The following is a 20,153-nucleotide window of genomic DNA, read 5'->3' on the forward strand; positions in this document are numbered from 1 at the left end:
CGTTCTTTTTTCTTGCCCGACTGAGCTACCCGCAAGTCCATTCCTAGAAAAGCGATGAAGGCATCAGCACTCTTGAACTCACCTCGTTGGTAGGTGGCGACCAAACGCGCAGCGGTGAGAAAACCAACACCTTCAACTTTCATGCACCGCCTAACTAGCGGCATCAGTCCTGCCTGCTCCAGCAGTTTCTTGATCATGTTTTCGATGAGGTCTTCAATGCGCTTCATCGAGGTGAGCTGAGACTTCAAAAGGTTCTTGAGCAGCGGCTCACCTTCCCAGCTCAGTCTCAGAGCTGTACGCGTCTGGACGAGCATCGCGCGCCTGCGAAACAGGCTGACAAGGTCGCGATAGAGCGTCGAAGGTGGGATCCAGGGGCTAAGGTTGGCGCCTTCGTTCTTGAGGTACCGGGCCAGTACCCTTGCATCGATCGGGTCAGTCTTGGCGCGTGAGCCAATACCTTTTCGGTAGTGACTCAGGGCATAGCCATCCATCAAGTAAAGGGTATGTCCTGCTTCATGGACCATATCGGTAAACAGCAGGTGATAGACATTGGTGGCCTCGATTGCAATCGAGACCTTGCCGTGCAATGCCTTGATCCATTGTTTAATGGCCGTCTTATTGTTGGCAATGGTGCTCAACTGTCCGGAGCTGTCTTCGTAAATGACGAGCTCAGCCTTAGCAACGTCGACGCCTATGATCGTGCTGTGTTCGGATGCTGGCATTGCCATGGGCGCGTCTCCAGGGGTAAGGTCTAAGGGCTTGAAGGGCCACCCAGAGGCGCAGGCTTGTACTTTCGTCGGTCAAAACCGGAAGCATTCCTTATCGGCGCTTGGGTGAAGGGAGGAGGGGCGAAATCTCCCACGGTCTGTACTGCGCGAACAGTCAGAAGCGGATCTAGTCCCTCCTCCTCCCTTCAAGTCCTACCATACAAGCGGCCCCTGTGCCGCGATTGAGCCCGCAGGGCTCATAAAATCCGCCCAGGTGGTCATGAATGAATCAGGAGTGGAAAAACCACGTGCGCCTGCGGCTCCCATGCAGAATCGCGTTGTCTGCAAGGTACGCCGCCCACCATCAGCGTTCACTCGCCATCGCTAGACGCCCCATGAATCAATCCCCCACCCCTTTCGTCCTCCGCGGCTTTTCAGGGTAGTTCGGCACCTCGCCCAATCGACGCAATCCGTCGAACCGGGTCGGATCGTCGAGAAACCGCAGCATCACCTCCCGCCAGGTCGGGTCGGCGAACGTCTGCACGTGGGCACCGCGCGTCAGTTGGAAGACCCGCGGCGGCGGAGCCTGTTTGTACAGCGCCAGGCCGTTGTCCAGCGGCACCAAGGTATCGTCGAGGCTGTGGAAGAACAGCTTGGGCGGCCCCTGCAAACGCTCCATGGAGCGGATCGGGCTATCGCCGTCGGGCACCGCCCAGGACAGCGGTACCTGCAGCGGCCAGGTCAGCCAGGACGTGCTCAACGCATACTGCCCCACCTGCCGGTAGCTGGCCGGCACGCTGTCGAACACCAGAGCAGTGAAGCGCCCGGCTTGCTCGGGGTGTGCGGTCAGGTAATGGATCGCCAGCGCCCCACCCAGGCTCTGGCCCAGCAATACCAGCGGTTTGCCGTTCACCTCCGGCGCCCGCCCCAGCCAGTCCATGGCCGCCTGCAGGTCCTGGTACACCTCGGGCAAGCGTGGCGTGCCCTGGGACAGGCCATACCCTCGGTAGTCGATCATCAACACCTGATAGCCGTGCTCGGGCAGCCAATAACTTCCTCCCAGGTGCCAGGCCATGTTGCCGCCGTTGCCATGCAGGTGCAGCACCGTCCCCTTGACCGGTACGCCGGGCTTGGCCGACAGCCACCAACCGTGTAGACGCGTGCCGTCCTTGGCCGTCAGGGTCAGCTCGCGAAACGCCAGTTTCGCGTAGGCGGGGGTGAACGGTTGACCGGGCTCAGGATAGAACAGCAGGCTGCTGCATCCGCTGAGGCCCACCAGCGTGAGCCCCAGCAGCCAATGGCAGGTGCGCCTAGAGAATGTTCGAGTAATCGGCTTCAATGCGATCGAGGCTCAGGTGGTTGAGGAAGTTGGAAAAGCACATCCACGCCGACAGCGCATTCAGGTCGCGGAACTGCTCGGGCAGGTAGCGCGGCGGCTCCACCAGGCCTTCGTCGACCAGCTGGCGCAGGGTGCGCATGTCCTCCAAGGTGGTCTTGCCGCAGAACAGCAAGGGAATTTGCTCCAGCTTGCCTTTGCGCACGGCGAGCTGGATGTAGTTGTAGACCATGATGAAGCCCTTGAGGTAGGACAGATCCTTGGTGAACGGCAGGCCGTCCGGCACCGATCCGCGGAACACCCGGCTGGCGTTGCCGTAGCTGTCCGCCATCTCGAAGCCCTGGTCGCGGAAGAAGCCATATACCTGCATGAAGTCCGCGCCCTCCTCCACCATGTGGATGGCGCGCGTGCGATTGGTCAGCTTGCGCAGGCGGCTGGGGTAGGACGCGAAGGCGATGACTTCCATGAGGATGGCCAGCCCTTCCTGGGTCACGGTCGACGACGGTGGTCCTTTCGACAGGAACGTGCAGATGGGCTGGTTCAGGCCATTCAGGGTGGTGCCGACGTGCACCAGCCCCTCGTGTACTTCCAATGCGCGCACATCGCGGGTATTGAACATGGCGTCGGCGCGCACCTTGATGTAGTCGGCACCGGCTGCGGCGTCGGCGACGATGCCATCGGACTCGAACACACGGATGGTGCCTTCGGTTTCGCCGAACACCTTGTTCAGACGTGCCTGGAGGATCTCCACCGCCTGGGTGGCGGTGAGGTTCTTCGGTTCGTCCTTGAGGTCGCCACGGCCGTCGATGTTGTTCAGGTAGTCCGAGAGCATCAGGCCCAGGTCGGCAAGCGTCGGATCGCCGGCATGGAACGCATCGGAGGCGGCGCCGTACAGTTCCTGGGAAATCAGCCCGAAATCCTCGGTGCCACGCGCCTCGAGCATGCGCACCACCATGCGGTACTCGCGGCACATGCGTCGCATGATCTGCCCGACCGGGCTGAACTGACCGAGCCGACGGGTCACGTCGCGCTCGATGCTCTGGAACTCGGCCTTGACCGTACTGGCGTCGAACGACAGCGGCCGCGATTGGTAGTAGGCCTTGTCGATGGCAGGCGGCTCGCGGCCCTTGCCCTCGAGGAAGCCCTGGCGAATGCTGTCATCCCACTTCACCGCATCGAGCACACGGATCGGCGTCTGCGCGGCCACGATGCGGTCGGACAACGCGCGTATGGTCTGTTGGTAATCGTCCACCCTGTACTCCTTGGGTTGGGGCGTCAGCGGGCGACGCGCTGCAGCCGTGCGGTTTCGACGAACACGTCCGAATTGGCCGGGTCGTCGAGGTAGGCCATGACGCGTTCGGCCGGGCTGTCGATGTGGACGCCAGGGGCTTCGTCCGGCCCGACGCTGGTGATGCGGCCGGATAGCGCCTGCTGGGCGATCGCCTGGCGCAACGGTTCGACGTCCAGGGTGTAGATCACCAGCTGCCGGTTTTCGATCAATTCGAATCCACCGATCAGCGCTCCACGGGCATCGGGCTGCACGCTCGACGCGTACCAGCGCCCACCCTGGTGAGAAACGGTGAAGGTGTAGCGGCGCGCAGGCTTGCCGTTCAGGCGAAGCTTGGCTCGGTAGGCGCCGTTCGGGAGGGCGCTGATCACCAGATCGAGCGGCTCGCCCCAGCCGTCCTTGCTGCTCCAGTGGCCTAGCAATCCTTTAGGCGCGGGCTGGGTGCCCGGCAGAGGTTCGTCGAACGTCGCCAGGCAGCCGCCCAGCAGCAGGAAGGACAGGATCAACAGCTTGCGCCAGACACTCATGAAGCACTCCTTGGAAGGTGCGGTGGCCGGTCGGGGCGTCTGAGCAGGAAAGGTCAGTGGCCGAGACCGCGAGCCTTGGCCTGGCACGGGTGCAGGCGTGCAGCCCTGGCAGGTTCCGATCTTCTAGCTGAGCTGTTGGGGGGCGTCAACATGAAAGAGGGTGGGTGTCGCGAGAAGCGTCGAGACTGTGTAGGTGAGAGCGTGTCTGTAGTGCTGATCTGATAGGGAGGGGTGGCGGATTTTACGGGCCCTGTGGGCCCGATCGTGGCACAGGGGCCGCCCACAGGGGATCGCGATAATCTGCAACACTTCGATGCGGCTACGGGTGAGCGGCCCCTGCCGGGGCACCGGACCGGCCACGATCCAAGCCAGCTGTTTGCCCAGCTTTGATCGTGGCGCTGATGTGTGATCGCTCTGTAGGCTCCAGCCGCCTTTTACGCCTGCGGACGCATGTGCGGGAACAGGATCACGTCGCGGATCGACGGCGAGTTGGTCAGCAGCATCACCAGACGGTCGATGCCGATGCCTTCACCCGCCGTGGGCGGCATGCCGTATTCCAGCGCGCGGACGAAGTCGGCGTCGTAATGCATGGCTTCGTCGTCACCGGCATCCTTCTCGGCCACCTGGGCCAGGAAACGCTCGGCCTGGTCCTCGGCATCGTTGAGCTCGGAGTAGGCGTTGGCGATCTCGCGGCCGCCGATGAACAGCTCGAAGCGGTCGGTGACGCTCGGGTTCTCGTCGTTGCGACGGGCCAGCGGCGAGACCTCGAACGGGTACTCGGTGATGAAGTGCGGCTGTTCCAGCTTGTGCTCGACCAGCTCTTCGAAAATCATCACCTGCAGCTTGCCCAGGCCTTCGTGGCCCAGCACCTTGGCCCCGGCCCGCTTGGCGATGTCGCGCGCACGGTCCACGTCCTGCAGGTCGGCGGCAGTCAGTTCAGGGTTGTACTTGAGGATCGAATCGAACACCGACAGGCGCACGAACGGCTCGCCGAAGTGGAACACCTTGTCGCCATACGGCACGTCGGTGCTGCCCAGGACCAACTGCGCCAGCTCGCGGAACAGTTCCTCGGTCAGGTCCATGTTGTCACGGTAGTCGGCGTAGGCCTGGTAGAACTCGAGCATGGTGAACTCGGGGTTATGCCGGGTCGAGACGCCTTCGTTACGGAAGTTGCGGTTGATCTCGAAGACCTTCTCGAAGCCGCCGACCACCAGGCGCTTGAGGTAGAGCTCCGGGGCAATGCGCAGGAACATGGCCATGTCCAGGGCATTGTGGTGGGTTTCGAACGGCTTGGCCGCAGCGCCGCCAGGGATGGTCTGCAGCATCGGCGTCTCGACTTCGAGGAAGTCACGCTCGATGAGGAACTTACGGATGTGCGAGATGACCTGCGAGCGCACGCGGAAGGTGTGGCGCGTGTCTTCGTTGACCATCAGGTCGACGTAACGCTGGCGGTAGCGCTGCTCGGTGTCGGTCAGGCCGTGGTGCTTGTCCGGCAATGGACGCAACGACTTGGTCAGCAGGCGCACGTCGGTCATCTCGACGTACAGGTCGCCCTTGCCCGAACGAGCCAGGGTGCCCTCGGCGCTGATGATGTCGCCCAGGTCCCAGGTTTTGACCGCTGCCAGGGTTTCGGCCGGCAGGGTCTTGCGGTTGACGTAGACCTGGATGCGGCCGGTCATGTCCTGGAGGACCATGAACGCGCCACGGTTGAGCATGATGCGGCCTGCGACCTTGACCGGAATCGCTGCGGCTTCCAGTTCTTCCTTGGTCTTGTCGACATATTGCTTCTGCAGGTCGTTGCAGTAGCTGTCGCGGCGGAAGTCATTGGGGAAGGCCTGGCCCTTGGCCCGCTCGGCGGCGAGCTTTTCCTTGCGCAGGGCGATCAGGGTGTTCTCTTCCTGTTGCAGGTCTTGCGATTCGGTCTTCAGGTCGCTCATGTCGTCATCGTTTCCATCAGGTATTCATTGCCCTCGCGGGTGAGGGATCGCGCGGGCAGGCACGCCGACACGTGCCTGCCATGCACGGGAGGGTTACAGGCCCTGCTTGAGGCTGGCTTCCAGGTACTGGTCGATATCGCCGTCCAGCACCTTGTTGCAGTCGCTGCGCTCGACGCCGGTCCGCAGGTCCTTGATGCGCGAGTCGTCGAGCACGTAGGAGCGGATCTGGTGACCCCAGCCGATGTCCGACTTGCTGTCTTCCAGCGCCTGGGAGGCGGCGTTGCGCTTCTGCATCTCCAGCTCGTACAACTTGGCCCGCAGCATCTTCATGGCGGTGTCCTTGTTGGCGTGCTGGGAACGTTCGTTCTGGCAGGCCACGACCGTGTTGGTCGGCACGTGGGTGATCCGCACCGCCGAGTCGGTGGTGTTGACGTGCTGACCACCGGCCCCGGAGGAACGGTAGGTGTCGATGCGCAGGTCGGACGGGTTGATCTCGATCTCGACCTTGTCGTCGATCTCGGGCGAGACGAACACCGCGGAGAACGACGTGTGGCGACGGGCGCCGGAGTCGAACGGACTCTTGCGCACCAGGCGGTGGACACCGATCTCGGTGCGCAGCCAGCCGAAGGCGTACTCGCCCTTGATGTGCACGGTGGCGCCCTTGATGCCGGCGACCTCACCCTCGGACAGCTCGATGATGGTGGCGTCGAAGCCGCGCTTGTCGGCCCAGCGCAGGTACATGCGCAGCAGGATGTTGGCCCAGTCCTGGGCCTCGGTACCGCCGGAGCCGGCCTGGATGTCCAGGTAGGCGTTGTTCATGTCCATCTCGCCGCTGAACATGCGACGGAACTCGAGTTGGGCCAGGGATTCGTCCAGGGCCTGCAGTTCGGTCTCGACGTCGCCCACGGTGCCTTCGTCGTCCTCCTCGACGGCCATGTCGAGCAGGTCCTTGCAGTCGGCCAGGCCGTTGGCCAGCGTGTCGAGGGTCTCGACCACCTGGGCCAGCATGGCGCGCTCGCGACCGAGGGCCTGGGCGTACTCAGGCTTGTTCCAGACGTTGGGGTCTTCCAGCTCGCGGTTGACTTCGGTCAGACGATCATGCTTGTGATCGTAGTCAAAGATACCCCCGAATGGACTGGGAGCGCTCGGTGAGGTCCTTGATGGTGTTCAGGATCGGTTGGATTTCCATGGCGGGCGGCTCTCGTCGGTAAACAGTGAAAAGCCGAGGAGTATACCTCAAGCCCTGCGGGGCGCGGCAACCGGGAAGCGATGAGACGCTGGGTGGCTTGCGGCGTGTGTCGAGCGACAAGCGAACGCCGGTCGCTGGCGGGTAGGCAGCAAGCATGAGCGTGCTCAGGTCCTGCAAGCCCTGATCGCTGGCAAGCCAGCTCCCACAGGTCCCGATTCCACCCATGCTTCGGCGTGACGATCACCAGTTTGTGGAAGCGGGCTTGCCCGCGATTGGGCCGCGCAGCGGCCCTCCCCTGTCCTGCTTTTACTTGCCGCTTGCCACTCACCCCTGTCTCGGCCCTAGATGACACACACCCGATTGCGCCCTGACGCCTTGGCCTGATACAGCCCCTTGTCCGCCGCCAGGATCAACTGCCGGCACTGGCTGCCGATGGTCGGGACGTGGGTGGCCAGGCCGATGCTCACGGTCAGGCATGCCTCGGCGTGAGGCGAGGTGTGCGGGATGTTCAGCGCCACGACGCCCTGGCGCAGTTTCTCGGCCACCAGGCGGGCACCGCCGGGCGAGGTGTTGGGCAGGACCAGGGCGAATTCCTCACCGCCGTAGCGCGCCGGCAGGTCGCTGGGCCGGCCACACGAGCCGCGGATGGCGTCGGCGACCTTGCGCAGGGCTTCGTCGCCTGCCAGGTGCCCGAAGGTGTCGTTGAACGCCTTGAAGTAGTCCACGTCGATCATCAGCAGCGACAACTGCTGCTGCTCGCGCATGGCGCGGCGCCATTCCAGCTCCAGGTACTCGTCGAAGTGGCGACGGTTGGACAGTCCGGTCAGGCCGTCGGAGTTCATCAGCCGCTGCAGCATCAGGTTGGTGTCGAGCAGTTGCTGCTGGCTGACCCGCAGCGCCCGGTAAGCTTCGTCGCGCTGCAGCAAGGTCAGGTAGGAGCGCGAGTGATAGCGGATGCGCGCCACCAGCTCGATGGTGTCGGGCAGCTTGACCAGGTAGTCGTTGGCCCCGGCAGCGAAGGCCGCGCTCTTGACCAGGGCATCCTCCTTGCTCGATAGCACGATGATCGGAATATCCTGCGTGGCAGGGTGGGCACGGTACTCGCGGACCAGGCTCAGGCCATCGAGCCCGGGCATGACCAGGTCCTGGAGGATGACCGTCGGCTTGAGCTGGATGGCCTGCTCCAGCGCCTGCCGTGGGTCGGCGCAGAAATGGAAGTCGATGTTGTCCTCATGGGACAGACTACGTCGCACTGCTTCACCGATCATGGCCTGGTCGTCGACCAGCAGGACCATCGCCGACTGTGCGTCGGTGTGCATCAAGCCCTCCAGCGAAAGTTCGCTCATCGAAGGGTCACTCGGCTGCCGGGCAAGGCGAGAGGCATGTCGTTGCAGGTTTTCATGTCGGGAAACTGTCCGTCAAACGTTGAGCGATGCCGTCCAGTGGACGAATCTCCACGGCGGCATCGATGGCGGCGGCAGCCTTGGGCATGCCATACACTGCACAGCTGCGCTGGTCTTGGGCAATGGTCAGAAAGTCGCGCTGGCGCATGGCCTTCAACCCCTGAGCACCATCGCGCCCCATGCCGGTGAGCAAGACCCCGACCGCGTCGCCGGTCCAGAACCGCGCGACGCTGTCGAAGAACACATCGATGGAAGGACGATAGATCTCATCCACCGGGTCGGCTGTATAAGCCAATTGGCCACTACTGAGCAAGCGCAGATGATGATTGGTACCGGCCAGCAACACCTGGCCTGGCTGAGGCGGCTCGCCTTCGCGGGCCAGCCGGACCGGCAAGGTAGAGACGCTGTTCAGCCAGTCGGCCATGCCGCCGGCGAAGACCTGGTCGACGTGCTGCACCAGCACGATCGCGGCAGGAAAGTGCCTGGGCAGTGCGCGCAACACCACTTCCAGGGCAGCCGGCCCGCCCGCGGACGCACCGATGGCCACCAGCTTCTGCCGTTGCACGATCGGCCGTGGCGCTGCAGGCGCGCTGCGCACGGCGTCGCTGCGCTGCTGGCCGATCAGCCAGCCAATGTTGAAGATCTTGCGCAACAAGGGTGCCGCCGCCTCGCGTGGATCGCCTGCACCCAGCGCCGGGGTGTCCACCACGTCCAGCGCGCCGTGCCCCATGGCCTCGAAGACCCGGTGCACGTTCTGCTTGCGATCGACAGTGACGATAACGATGGCACAGGGGGTCGTGGCCATGATCTGGCGCGTGGCCTCGACACCGTCCATCACGGGCATGATCAGGTCCATCAGGATCAGGTCGGGCGTCTGCTCGGTGCAGCGCCGAACGGCTTCGGCGCCGTTGCTGGCCACCCAGATCACTTGATGGGCCGGTTCGAACGCCAAGGCACGACGCAGGGCTTCCAGCGCCATGGGCATATCGTTGACAAGAGCAATCTTCATCCTTGCGCCACTCCGATCAGGTCGACTACGGCCTCCACCAACGCATCGTCATGGAAGCTGGCCTTGGCCAGATAATAGTCGGCCCCGGCGTCCAGACCGCGCCGTCGGTCTTCTTCGCGATCCTTGTAGGACACCACCATCACCGGCAACGACTGCAACCGCTGGTCACGCCGCACCTGCGTGACCAGTTCGATGCCGTCCATGCGCGGCATGTCGATGTCGGTGATCAGCAGGTCGAAAGCCTCGCCGCGCAGGGCATTCCAGCCATCCATGCCATCCACCGCCACGGCCACTTCGTAGCCCTGGTGGGTCAGGAGCTTGCGCTGCAGCTCGCGTACGGTGAGCGAGTCGTCGACCACCAGGATACGCTTGCGGGGCAGGCCTGCCACTGCGCCGACGCCAGGCTCGATGCGTTCCAGGCGGCCGGTGCCGAGCAGCTTGTCCACCGAGCGCAACAGGTCTTCGACGTCCACGATCAGCACCACGCGGCCATCGTCCAGCAACGCGCCGGCCGAAATGTCCTGCACCTTGCCCAGCCGTGGATCGAGCGGGATGACCACCAGCACGCGCTCGCCGAGCAAGCGGTCGACCGCCACGCCATACAAGCGCTCCTGCTCGCGGATGATCACCACGGGCAGGTCCTGGGCCTGCCCGGTGTCCCGGGGCCGGTCGAGCAACTGGCTGACAGCGACCAGGCCGACCAGTTGCCCCTCGTACCAGAAATGCTGGCGCCCCTCGGCCTGCACCACCGATGTGCTCGCCACCCGCACCGTGCGCTCGATGTGCGCCAAGGGGAAGGCATAGGCCTCGCCGCTGACCTCGACCACCAGGCTGCGCACCACCGACAGGGTCAGGGGCACTTCGAGGTGAAAGCGACAACCCTGGCCGGCCACCTGGGTCAGGCGAATCGCCCCGTGCAGCTCGCGCACCATGTGCTGCACCGCGTCGAGCCCGACGCCACGCCCGGAGACCTCGGTCACCGTGTCGCGCAGGCTGAAGCCTGGCAGGAACAGGAAGCTGAGCAGTTCCTCTTCGCTCATGTCGGCCACCGTCTCGGCCGGCGACAGGCCGCGCTGGACGATGCTGCGGCTCAAGGCGCGCAGGTCGACACCGGCCCCATCGTCGCTCAGTTCGAGCACCAGCAGGCCGGCCTGGTGCGAGGCGCGCAGGCGAATCGTGCCCTGTTCGGGCTTGCCGGCCAGCGCCCGTTGCGCCGGCAGTTCGAGCCCATGGTCCACCGCATTGCGCAGCAGGTGGGTCAAGGGCGCGTCGAGCTTTTCCAGCACGTCGCGATCGACCTGGGTCTTGTCGCCCTCGATGTGCAGCCGGGCCTGCTTGCCCAGTGACCGTCCCAGGTCGCGCACCATGCGCCCCTGCCCGGTCAGCACGTCGGCGATCGGCCGCATGCGACAGGCCAGCGCGGTGTCGTAGAGCGACTGCGCACGCTGGCCGGCCTGCCAGCCGAACGTGTCCAGCTCGGCCGCCTGCTGCTGCAGCACCTCGCGGGTCTGGACGAGCAAACGCTGGGTCTGCGCCAGCGCGTCGATCACCTCGACATCGTGGGGCTTGCCCTCGATCTGGGTGCGCAGATCGTCGAGCGCGCGCATGCCTTGGTCATGCAGGCGCCTGAGGCGCTGCAAGGTGGTCAGCAACGGCTTGAGCCGTTGGGTCTCGACCAGGGCCTTGCTGGACAGGTCCAGCAGGCTGTCGAGCCGGTCGGCGGTGACGCGCAGTACCCGCTCGGTGCCCTCCCCGGCGCGCTTGGGCGTCGGGTTGACGACCGGCTCCGCTACAACCGGGGGCAGCCTCGACGGTGCAGGCGGTGGCTCCGGCACCGCTGGCTCGCCCGTGCGTCCTGGACGGGCAGACGGCGCCAGCAGTGCAGCGACGCGCGCCAGAAAGACAGGGACATCCTGTTGGGCCTGGGCATCGCTCGGCGTGGCGATGCGCATCAACAGATCGGCGCCCTGCAGCAGCGCATCGATGTGCTCGGGGCGCAGGTGCAACTGCCCCTGCTGGGCAGCGACCAGGCAGTCTTCCATGACGTGGGCGACCTGCACCCCGGCGTCGAGACCGACGATCCGCGCCGCGCCCTTGAGCGAATGCGCCGCGCGCATGCAGGCCTCGAGTTGCTCAGCCTGGCGTGGGTCGCGCTCCAGCGACAGCAGGCCGACGTTGAGCACCTGCGTCTGGGCCTCGGCCTCCAGGGCGAACAGTTCCAGCAATGAGGCATCGCGCATCTGGTCGGGTGTCATGACAGGCTCCGGTTCACGGCGGCCACCACCTGCTGCGGGTCGAGCACACGCACGGTGCGGTCGCGCCAGTGCACCAGCGCCGTGGTGAAGGGCACGGCCTGCCCTTCGTTCGGCTGCGCATCGTCCCCCAGCCGATGGATGCCATCGACCTCGTCGACGGGCAACACCACCGCCCCTTGGGGGGTGGTCAGCGTCAGCATGCGCGGCACGCAGCGCCGGGTTGTGGCAGGCGATGGACCGGGATCGATCTGCAACAGTGCGCTCAACGACAGGCAAGGCACCAGGACACCACGCACGTTGGCTACGCCCTGCAAGGCTTGCGAACGTTGATGGGGCAACGAATGAATGGTCTGCATCGGCGCGATCTCGGCCAGGCAGGCGGTGGCCAGGGCCAACCATTCCTGGCCCAGGCGGAACAGCAACAGCAGGCGACCGCTGGCAGGCGCTGACGAAACCGCCACGTCCGCCTGCCCTGCCTCCGGCTCCTGGCGCACCAACGCGTAGCGGTCGAGCAAGTGGGTCGCCGCTTCGGCATGGACCTCGCAATTGCGGCAATGCACGTGCTCGACCAGGCGCACGCAACTGCGGTCGCCCTGTACCCCGATGCGGTTCCAGCAATCGTCGATGCGGTCGGCGTCTTCGGCGATCAGGGGGATCCGTGGCGCCTCCATCATTCAGCCTCCCCACGTGCACGTGCCGCGCGAGCCAGCAGGCGCTGTGCGCCAGGCGCATCGCCGCTGGCCGTCAGCAGCGCGGCCAGTTGCGCCAAGGCCTCGGCGTGCTGGGGCTCCAGGTACAGCGCCTTGCGGTACAGCTGCTGAGCCTGCCGAGTATCGCCCGCGGTGTCGCTGAGCAGGCCCAGCCAATAGTACACCTGAGCGCGCGGTTCGAACTGCTGCAGGTAACGCTGGCACGTGCGTCGCGCCTCGTCGCTGGCGCCAGCGTTGGCCTGGGCACGAATCTGCGCCAACAACTCGGCCTCACTGTCACGGCGAACCGGAGCGATCCCTGGGGCCGGCGCTGGCGTCATCGGACGCAAGGGGCGCGTCGCTGCGACCAAGGGCCGATTCGCCAAGGGCGCGGAAAAGGCGCGAGGCCTGCTCGCTGGCGTGCGGGTCGTCGGTGGCGGCAGCGGGTAACCGGGCGTCTGGCGCACGTAGGCGAACGACTGCGCAACGCCCAACGGCCGCATGCCCAGGCGCGCCAACAGGCTGCCTTCGGCAGGGCCGATGAACAGCACGCCGTCGGGCTGCGTCATCAACGTCAGCACCTCGAAGGCACGCTGCTGCGTCGGGGTATCGAAATAGATCAGCAGATTGCGGCAGAACACGACATCGTAATGCCCGGCGCGGGCTTGGAGGCGCGGGTCGAGCAGGTTGCCAGGGCGCAGGTCGACCTGGCGTCGAACCCGCTCGTCCAGCCGGTGGCCGTCGGCCTCGCCCTGGAAGTACCGGTCGCGAAACCCCAGGTCGCTGCCACGAAAGGCATTGCGCCCGTACACGCCGCGCTCGGCCTTGGCGATCGAGTCCGGACTGATGTCCATGGCATCGATTCTGAACGCGCTGCCTGGCAGTCCTGCGTCGAGCAGGGCCATGGCGATCGAATACGGCTCCTCGCCTGTGGAACAGGGCAGGCTCAGAATGCGCAAGGGGTGGCTGTCGTGACGTGCGGCCAGACGTGTGCGTGCCAGCGTCGCCAATGCGTTGAACGACTCTGGGTAGCGGAAGAACCAGGTTTCCGGGACGATGACCGCCTCGATCAATGCCTGCTGTTCCTGGGGCGATTGCTGCAGGCATGACCAGTAGGCATCGAAGCCGCTGAGCCCCAGTGCGTCGCAGCGTTGGCGCAGGGCACGCTGGATCATGGTCTCGCCGACCGAGGCGACGTCCAGCCCGATCCGCTCGTGGAGAAACTCGAAAAACCGCTGTTCGATCATGATGGCCTCGCCTCGACCGGCGTGGGAAACAGCACGGCGCGCACGTCGTCGGGCAACAGCTGCTGGACGTCGATGCGCTGCAACAGCCCCTGCGCATCCTCGAGCACCGGCCCCAGGTAGCGCGCCTGGCCCGTGTCCAGCCCATAAGGCTTGAAGGCCTCAGCCAGGCAACGCACGGTGTCGGTGGCCCGCTCCAGCACCAGCCCCAATGGCTGGGGTGCGGCGCTCGCCTCAGCCCGGTAATGAACCAGCACCAGACGGGTATTGGTGCGACGCTGCGCCGGTTGCCCAGTGCTGCGCGCCGACAGGTCGAGCACTGGAATCAGCCGTGCGCGATGGGCCAGGATGCCGACCACCCAGGCCGGCGCCTCGGGGATCGGCTTGAGCGGACGATGGGGCAGCACTTCGATCACCTCGCGCACGTCCAGGGCGAAGCGCTGTCCGCCCAGGGTGAACTGCAGGTACAGCGTGCCCTTGGCATGCGTCGATGACGAGGGCGTGGACGTCGGCACGTTCATCGGCTTCAGACTTTGAAGCGCGACACGCCGCCGCGCAGGCCGACCGCGACCTGGCTCAGCTCGTCGATGGCCGAGCTGGCCTGGCGCAACGACTCGACGGTCTGGGTGCTGGCGTCGCTGAGCTGGGCCAGGGCCTGGTTGATCTGCTCGGCGCCGGTGGCCTGGGCCTGCATGCCGTCGTTGACCATCAGCACGCGGGGCGCCAGGGCCTGCACCTGGTGAATGATCTGGGTCAGTTGCTCACCCACCTGCTGCACCTCGAACATGCCTCGGCGCACTTCTTCGGAGAACTTGTCCATGCCCATGACCCCGGCCGACACGGCAGACTGGATCTCGCGCACCATCTGCTCGATGTCGTAGGTGGCCACGGCGGTCTGATCGGCCAGGCGACGCACCTCCGTGGCCACCACGGCGAAGCCCCGCCCGTACTCACCGGCTTTCTCAGCCTCGATGGCCGCGTTGAGCGACAGCAGGTTGGTCTGGTCGGCGACCTTGACGATGGTCACCACGACCTGATTGATGTTACCGGCCTTCTCGTTGAGGATTGCCAGCTTGGCGTTGACCAGCTCGGCCGCGCCCATCACCTGGTGCATGGTCTCTTCCATGCGCGCCAGCCCCTGCTGGCCCGAACCGGCGAGTACCGAAGCCTGGTCGGCGGCCGAGGTCACCTCGGTCATGGTGCGTACCAGATCGCGGGAGGTGGCGGCGATTTCCCGCGAGGTGGCGCCGATCTCGGTCGTGGTCGCAGCGGTTTCGGTCGCGGTCGCCTGCTGCTGACGCGAGGTGGCCGCGATCTCGGTGACCGAGGTGGTCACCTGCACCGATGAACGCTGGGCCTGCGACACCAGGACGGCCAACGACTCGGCCATCTCGTTGAAACCGGTCTGCACGGCGTCGAATTCATCCTTGCGGTCGAGGTCAAGACGCATGCTCAGGTCCCCGGATCGCAAGCGATCGAGGGCGTCGACCATGGCACGCATGGGCGTGGTGATGGTGCGCAGCAGGAGCAAGCCGCAGACCCCGGCGGCGACGATCGCCAGCGCCAGGGACACGATCATGCTGCCCTTGGCCGTGGCCACGGCGGCGACGATCGCATCGCTGGCCTGGTCGGCGGCTTCACGGTTGCGTTCGATGACCGTGTTGAGGTGCTTGCGCCCTTCCATCCAGACCGGTGTCAGCTGGTCGGTGATCAACCGCTCGGCCTGGGCATAGTTGCGCTGCCGGTAGGCCGCCAACACCTGGTCGATCAGCGCCAGGTAGTCATGCTGCAGCTTGACGAAGACATCGAAGCTGGCCTGGTCTTCCGGGGTGCGGATGGTGCCTTGATAACTGGCCATGTGCTGCTTGAGGCGGTCCTCGAAGTTCTTGTAGAGCTCAAGGTCCGTCGAGGTGATTTCGCGATGGCCACTGAGGCCGACCAGTTGCTGGCTGGTGACGTAGCTGTCGACCCAGGCGCTGCGGATCATCGAGCTGTAGTACACGCCAGGAATGCTGTCCGAGCCGACGGCCTCTTCGCTGGCCTCGATGGCCACCAGCCTGGAATGGGCGGCCACGATCATCAGCAGCATGATGGCGATGATCACGGCAAAGCTTGCCAGGATGCGGTGGCGCAGTGTCCAGTTCTTCACGGTCAGCCCTCAGCGATACAACGAGCGGAAAAATCGCCGAAGTATAGCGCACGCGTCCTACACGTTGCGGCTGATCTGATCGCGAACGGGCGTCCTTGCCCCTGTCAGGCATCACAGGCCAGGCGTGGCATCCGCAGCGGCCTTGGCCTGGCTTTCGAGCTCCTGGCGCAGGGCAGGCTCCAGCTTCAGCTGGCGGGCCAGTTCGTCGAGGTAGGCGCGTTCCATGAAACTTTCCTGATCCACCACCATGACGCTGGCCAGGTACATCTCGGCGGCCATTTCCGGTGTCTGCGCCGCGCGTGCAACCTCGGCCGGGTCCAGGGGGCGCTCCAGCTGCTCGTGCAGCCACTGCTGCATGGCCGGGTCGTTGTCCAGTTTGACGAATTCGCCCTCGATGGCCGCCCGCTCCTGTTCATCGACGTGCCCGTCGGCCTTGGCGGCAGCCACCAGGGCCGTGAGGATGGCCTGGCTGTGCTGCTCGGCCTGGTCGGCGGGCAGGCGGTCGATCGTCCGTGGCTCGGCGGCGCCAGCCTGCCCCTGGCGTGCCTGCCAGTTGCCCAGCGCCTTGTAGGCCAGCACACCCAGAGCGGCCAGCCCGCCATAGGTCAGGGCCTTGCCGCCGTACTTGCGGGCCTTCTTGCTGCCCATCAGCACGCCTAGGGCACTGGCAGCCATGGCGCCGCCCCCGGCGCCCGACAGTAGGTCACCCAGGCCGCCCGACTGGCCCTTGCCACCCCCGAGCAGACTGCCCAGCCCACCGCCGCCCTTGGCAGCGCCCAGCAGATCACTCAGACCGCCCCCCTTGCCTGAGGCACGGTCCTGAAGCAGCGATTGGCCGGATTTGAACAGGTTTTCGAGCAAGGCACGGGTGTTCATCTGCAGTCTCCTGAAGGAAGTGGCTTGCAGATTAGAGGCGCTGGCTTAATGGGCGCTTAAAAGATTGTGCTTCGGGATGTTGCGTGGGAGTCCGCTGCACTGTCGCAGGCGGAACAGGACAATGGCTGGCAGGATCCGAAGCCCATTGCGGTCTTGGGAATGCCATGGTTTCCGTCAAGTGCAGATGTGGGCCCTGACGGACCCAATCGCGGCCGGTCCGGCGCCCCGGCAGGGGCCGCTCCTTGAGCCGCGATGGGGCCTGAAAGGCCAGGGCTTTCAAGGTCTTGCCTAACGAGGTGGACCACATCGCCGATCTGGCAGAGCAGTTCATCCCCCTGTGGGAGCGGGCTTGCCCGCGCTGGCGTCCGACCCATCACCGCCTGCATCGCGGGCAAGCCCACACACGTTGGGTCGCATTGCTGATCTGCCAGACTGGTGCGCCTTCCGTGCGGCCCCTGCCGGGGCGCCGGACCGGCCGCGATTGGGCCCGCAGGGGCCACAAGACAGGCAAATGCTTCCTTGAAGATCTTTACGCGAGCAAGGTGCCTGGCATGACAGGTATCCGGCGCGTGGTATTCGCTGCGTCACAGGCCGGATGCGATCCAGGGCCTTGCCGTCAGTCGCGCAGGTCCGACTCATGAATCGGCTGATCACGGTGCGTGGCACGCTGGTACTGCGCCGGCCAGACGGCCTGCTTGCCGCCCAGGTCGTCGTCGGCATGCAACGGCCAGTAGGGATCACGCAGCAGCTCCCTGGCCAGGAAGATCAGGTCGGCCTGCCCGGTGCGCAGGATGTGCTCGGCCTGGGCCGGCTCGGTGATCATGCCCACCGTACCGGTAGCCAGCCCCGACTCCTTGCGCACCTTTTCGGCGAAGCGCGTCTGGTACCCTGGCCCGGTCGGGATCTCGGCATTGGCCGAGGTGCCGCCCGAGGACACGTCGATCACGTCCACGCCCACGGCTTTCAGGCGCTTGGCCAATTCGACGGTTTCCTCGGGGTTCCAGCCATCCTCGACCCAATCGGTGGCCGAGACGCGCACGAACAGCGGCAGCTCCTGGGGCCAGACCTCGCGTACCGCTTCGGTCACTTCCAGCGTCAGGCGGATACGGTTTTCGAAACTGCCCCCGTAACTGTCGCGGCGCTGGTTGCTCAGCGGCGAGAGGAACTGATGCAGCAGGTAGCCATGGGCAGCATGCAGCTCGACCACCTTGAAGCCTGCGTCCAGTGCGCGTCGGGCCGATGCCACGAACGCCTGCACCAGGCCCTTGATCTGCGCTTCGCTCAGTTCCACGGGCGCGGTGTGCTCCGGGTCGAAAGCGATCGCCGATGGCCCGACCGGTTGCCAGCCGCCTGCCTCGATCGACACGCTGCCATGCTTGCCCAACCAGGGGCGGTAGGTACTGGCCTTGCGGCCGGCATGGGCCAGCTGGATGGCCGGTACCGAGCCCTGGGCGACGATGAAACGGGTGATGCGCTGCAGCGGTGCGATCTGCGCGTCGTGCCACAGCCCAAGGTCTTCGGCGGTGATGCGGCCGTCCGGCGTCACCGCGACGGCTTCGGTCATGACCAGGCCGGCGCCCCCGACGGCACGGCTGCCCAGGTGGACCAGATGCCAGTCGTTGGCCAGGCCATCGACGCTGGAGTACTGGCACATCGGCGAGACCGCGATGCGGTTGGGCAAGGTCAGCTGGCGCAGGGTGTACGGCTCGAGCAGCAGGCTCATGGAAGGTCCTCCGAAGGCGGCAAGGGGACCGGCCGTGCTCACCCGTGGAGGGCAAGCCGCATGCCGGCTTCTCTGAGCCTAGACCCGTTTTGCCGTACCCGGTTCAGCGCGGTTCGAGGTGCGTGATCAGCAACTGGACGCTTTCCTGGCCGCGAAACTCGTTGACGTCCAGCTTGTAGGCCACTTCCACCCAGCGCACGGCAGGGTCGGGCCAGACGGCGAGATCGACGCCAAAGGCGATCCCGTCCAGGCGCACGCTGCCGCATTCGCTCTTGAGCACCACCTTCAGATGACGCTCGCCGACGATGCGTTGCTCGACCAGCTGGAACACTCCGTGGAACAGCGGCTCTGGGAAATGCTGGCCCCAGGGGCCGGCATGCCGTAGGGCGCGCGCCAGCTCCAAGTGGAACTCCTCCACGGCCAGGGTACCGTCCGACAGCAGGCGACCGGTCAGGTCATCCTCGCACAACTGGCGTCGCACCTCCTCGTCGAACGCCTCGGCGAATGCGGGAAAATGCTCGGCCGGCAGCGACAGCCCGGCGGCCATCGCATGCCCGCCGAACTTGCTGATCAGCGCAGGGTGACGGGCCGCCACCGCATCCAGGGCATCGCGCACGTGAAAACCGGGCACCGAACGTGCCGACCCCTTGAGCATGCCGTCACCGGCGTCGGCGAAGGCGATGGTCGGACGGTGGTAGCGCTCCTTCAAGCGCGAGGCCAGGATGCCGATCACGCCCTGGTGCCAGTCGGCGTCGAACAGGCACAGCCCATAGGGCATGGATTCGAGGGGCAGGTCCTTGAGCTGCGCCAGCGCCTCGCGCTGCATGCCTTGCTCGATGGACTTGCGGTCGCGGTTGAGGTCGTCGAGCTGGGCGGCCATGTCACGCGCCAGGTCCGGGTCGTCGCACAGCAGGCATTCGATCCCCAGGCTCATGTCGTCCAGCCGGCCTGCGGCATTGAGCCGGGGGCCCAGGATGAAACCCAGGTCGGTGGAGCTGATGCGCTGGTGGTCACGCCGGGCGACCTCGAGGATGGCCTTGATGCCAGGCCGTGCGCGACCCGCGCGGATGCGCTCGAGGCCTTGGTGGACCAGGATGCGGTTGTTGGCATCCAGCGGTACCACGTCCGCCACGCTGCCCAGTGCCACCAGGTCCAGCAGTTCGCCGATGTTCGGCTGTGGCTGGGCGTCGTAGCGGCCCAGGCTGCGCAGGCGCGCGCGCAAGGCCATCAGCACGTAGAAGATGACCCCGACCCCGGCCAGCGACTTGCTCGGGAACGGACAGCCGGGCTGATTCGGATTGACGATGGCGTCGGCGTCGGGCAACTGCGGCCCCGGCAGGTGGTGGTCGGTGACCAGTACCGAGAGCCCGGCGGCCTTGGCGGCAGCGACCCCTTCGACGCTGGAGATGCCGTTGTCCACGGTCAGCAGCAGGTCTGGCTGGCGCTGCAAGGCGACTTCGACGATCTCCGGCGTCAACCCGTAACCGTAGTCGAAGCGGTTGGGCACCAGGTAGTCGACGTGGGCGGCACCCAGCAGGCGCAGGCCGAGCACACCGACGGTGCTGGCGGTGGCGCCGTCGGCATCGAAGTCGCCGACGATGAGGATCCGCTGGCGCGCCTCGATCGCCTGCACCAGCAGCGCGACCGCCGTGTCGATCCCCTTGAGCTGCTGGTATGGCAGCAGGCGCGCCAGGCGCTTGTCCAGCTCGCCTTCGCACTGCACGCCACGCGCGGCGTACAGGCGTGTGAGCAAAGGCGGCAGTGGCCCGAGGAACGGCAGGGTGTCAGGCAGGGGGCGGGGTTCGATACGCATGGCCATCT

General features: G+C 65.7%; 16 protein-coding genes. All 16 read right to left on the minus strand.

Annotation, left to right across the window (positions count from 1 at the left end):
• Positions 1-728, minus strand: a 728-nt coding sequence (locus G7007_RS10090) for an IS110 family transposase (protein ID WP_181101374.1), incomplete at its 3' end; no start/stop codon positions are given.
• Between the two features lie 379 nt (positions 729-1,107).
• Complete coding sequence (locus tag G7007_RS10095) at positions 1,108-2,046, minus strand: alpha/beta hydrolase (RefSeq protein WP_181101376.1); 939 nt, start codon at positions 2,044-2,046, stop codon at positions 1,108-1,110.
• Positions 2,018-3,295: a flavohemoglobin expression-modulating QEGLA motif protein gene (locus tag G7007_RS10100; RefSeq protein WP_181101384.1), complete on the minus strand. Its 1,278-nt coding sequence runs from the start codon at positions 3,293-3,295 to the stop codon at positions 2,018-2,020. The genes G7007_RS10095 and G7007_RS10100 overlap by 29 nt, the downstream gene beginning before the upstream one ends.
• A gap of 23 nt (positions 3,296-3,318) precedes the next feature.
• Positions 3,319-3,858: a hypothetical protein gene (locus tag G7007_RS10105; RefSeq protein WP_181101386.1), complete on the minus strand. Its 540-nt coding sequence runs from the start codon at positions 3,856-3,858 to the stop codon at positions 3,319-3,321.
• A 434-nt stretch (positions 3,859-4,292) separates the two neighbouring features.
• Positions 4,293-5,795, minus strand: a complete 1,503-nt coding sequence (gene lysS, locus G7007_RS10110; protein ID WP_181101388.1) for a lysine--tRNA ligase — start codon at positions 5,793-5,795, stop codon at positions 4,293-4,295.
• 93 nt (positions 5,796-5,888) lie between these two features.
• A protein-coding gene (gene prfB / locus G7007_RS10115; protein WP_181101390.1) for a peptide chain release factor 2 occupies positions 5,889-6,984 on the minus strand; the annotation gives its coding sequence in 2 pieces (ribosomal slippage) (positions 5,889-6,911 and positions 6,913-6,984; 1,095 coding nt in all).
• A 341-nt stretch (positions 6,985-7,325) separates the two neighbouring features.
• Positions 7,326-8,330 carry a response regulator gene (locus tag G7007_RS10120; protein WP_181101392.1) on the minus strand — a complete coding sequence of 335 codons (1,005 nt, stop codon included), beginning with the start codon at positions 8,328-8,330 and terminating at the stop codon, positions 7,326-7,328.
• Between the two features lie 52 nt (positions 8,331-8,382).
• Positions 8,383-9,396 (minus strand): chemotaxis response regulator protein-glutamate methylesterase, encoded by a 1,014-nt coding sequence (locus G7007_RS10125; protein ID WP_181101394.1) that lies wholly within the window; start codon positions 9,394-9,396, stop codon positions 8,383-8,385.
• Positions 9,393-11,651 carry a hybrid sensor histidine kinase/response regulator gene (locus G7007_RS10130; protein WP_181101396.1) on the minus strand — a complete coding sequence of 753 codons (2,259 nt, stop codon included), beginning with the start codon at positions 11,649-11,651 and terminating at the stop codon, positions 9,393-9,395. The genes G7007_RS10125 and G7007_RS10130 overlap by 4 nt, the downstream gene beginning before the upstream one ends.
• Positions 11,648-12,325 carry a chemotaxis protein CheW gene (locus tag G7007_RS10135; protein ID WP_375139489.1) on the minus strand — a complete coding sequence of 226 codons (678 nt, stop codon included), beginning with the start codon at positions 12,323-12,325 and terminating at the stop codon, positions 11,648-11,650. The genes G7007_RS10130 and G7007_RS10135 overlap by 4 nt, the downstream gene beginning before the upstream one ends.
• On the minus strand, positions 12,322-13,587 hold the full coding sequence (locus G7007_RS10140) for a CheR family methyltransferase (RefSeq protein ID WP_181101398.1): 1,266 nt from the start codon (positions 13,585-13,587) through the stop codon (positions 12,322-12,324). The genes G7007_RS10135 and G7007_RS10140 overlap by 4 nt, the downstream gene beginning before the upstream one ends.
• Positions 13,584-14,105, minus strand: a complete 522-nt coding sequence (locus G7007_RS10145) for a chemotaxis protein CheW (protein ID WP_181101400.1) — start codon at positions 14,103-14,105, stop codon at positions 13,584-13,586. The genes G7007_RS10140 and G7007_RS10145 overlap by 4 nt, the downstream gene beginning before the upstream one ends.
• Positions 14,106-14,110: 5 nt before the next feature.
• Positions 14,111-15,673 carry a methyl-accepting chemotaxis protein gene (locus tag G7007_RS10150; protein ID WP_445675778.1) on the minus strand — a complete coding sequence of 521 codons (1,563 nt, stop codon included), beginning with the start codon at positions 15,671-15,673 and terminating at the stop codon, positions 14,111-14,113.
• Between the two features lie 171 nt (positions 15,674-15,844).
• Entirely contained in the window at positions 15,845-16,609 is a 765-nt protein-coding gene (locus G7007_RS10155; protein ID WP_181101404.1) for a tellurite resistance TerB family protein, read from the minus strand.
• 616 nt (positions 16,610-17,225) lie between these two features.
• Positions 17,226-18,332: an NADH:flavin oxidoreductase/NADH oxidase gene (locus G7007_RS10160; RefSeq protein WP_181101406.1), complete on the minus strand. Its 1,107-nt coding sequence runs from the start codon at positions 18,330-18,332 to the stop codon at positions 17,226-17,228.
• A gap of 103 nt (positions 18,333-18,435) precedes the next feature.
• Positions 18,436-20,145 carry a single-stranded-DNA-specific exonuclease RecJ gene (recJ, locus tag G7007_RS10165; RefSeq protein ID WP_181101408.1) on the minus strand — a complete coding sequence of 570 codons (1,710 nt, stop codon included), beginning with the start codon at positions 20,143-20,145 and terminating at the stop codon, positions 18,436-18,438.
• Positions 20,146-20,153: the final 8 nt, after the last annotated feature.

The organism is Pseudomonas entomophila (assembly GCF_013523125.1).
GTDB lineage: Bacteria > Pseudomonadota > Gammaproteobacteria > Pseudomonadales > Pseudomonadaceae > Aquipseudomonas > Aquipseudomonas entomophila_B.

What these genes read in the sequence shown, in the direction of transcription:
- G7007_RS10150 (WP_445675778.1), bottom strand. Translation starts at nt 15,673, where the DNA reads ATGCTGCTGATGATCGTGGCCGCCCATTCCAGGCTGGTGGCCATCGAG.
- lysS (WP_181101388.1), bottom strand. Translation starts at nt 5,795, where the DNA reads ATGAGCGACCTGAAGACCGAATCGCAAGACCTGCAACAGGAAGAGAAC.
- G7007_RS10160 (WP_181101406.1), bottom strand. Translation starts at nt 18,332, where the DNA reads ATGAGCCTGCTGCTCGAGCCGTACACCCTGCGCCAGCTGACCTTGCCC.
- G7007_RS10130 (WP_181101396.1), bottom strand. Translation starts at nt 11,651, where the DNA reads ATGACACCCGACCAGATGCGCGATGCCTCATTGCTGGAACTGTTCGCC.
- G7007_RS10135 (WP_375139489.1), bottom strand. Translation starts at nt 12,325, where the DNA reads ATGATGGAGGCGCCACGGATCCCCCTGATCGCCGAAGACGCCGACCGC.
- G7007_RS10155 (WP_181101404.1), bottom strand. Translation starts at nt 16,609, where the DNA reads ATGAACACCCGTGCCTTGCTCGAAAACCTGTTCAAATCCGGCCAATCG.
- G7007_RS10145 (WP_181101400.1), bottom strand. Translation starts at nt 14,105, where the DNA reads ATGAACGTGCCGACGTCCACGCCCTCGTCATCGACGCATGCCAAGGGC.
- recJ (WP_181101408.1), bottom strand. Translation starts at nt 20,145, where the DNA reads ATGCGTATCGAACCCCGCCCCCTGCCTGACACCCTGCCGTTCCTCGGG.
- G7007_RS10140 (WP_181101398.1), bottom strand. Translation starts at nt 13,587, where the DNA reads ATGATCGAACAGCGGTTTTTCGAGTTTCTCCACGAGCGGATCGGGCTG.
- G7007_RS10120 (WP_181101392.1), bottom strand. Translation starts at nt 8,330, where the DNA reads ATGAGCGAACTTTCGCTGGAGGGCTTGATGCACACCGACGCACAGTCG.
- G7007_RS10125 (WP_181101394.1), bottom strand. Translation starts at nt 9,396, where the DNA reads ATGAAGATTGCTCTTGTCAACGATATGCCCATGGCGCTGGAAGCCCTG.
- G7007_RS10105 (WP_181101386.1), bottom strand. Translation starts at nt 3,858, where the DNA reads ATGAGTGTCTGGCGCAAGCTGTTGATCCTGTCCTTCCTGCTGCTGGGC.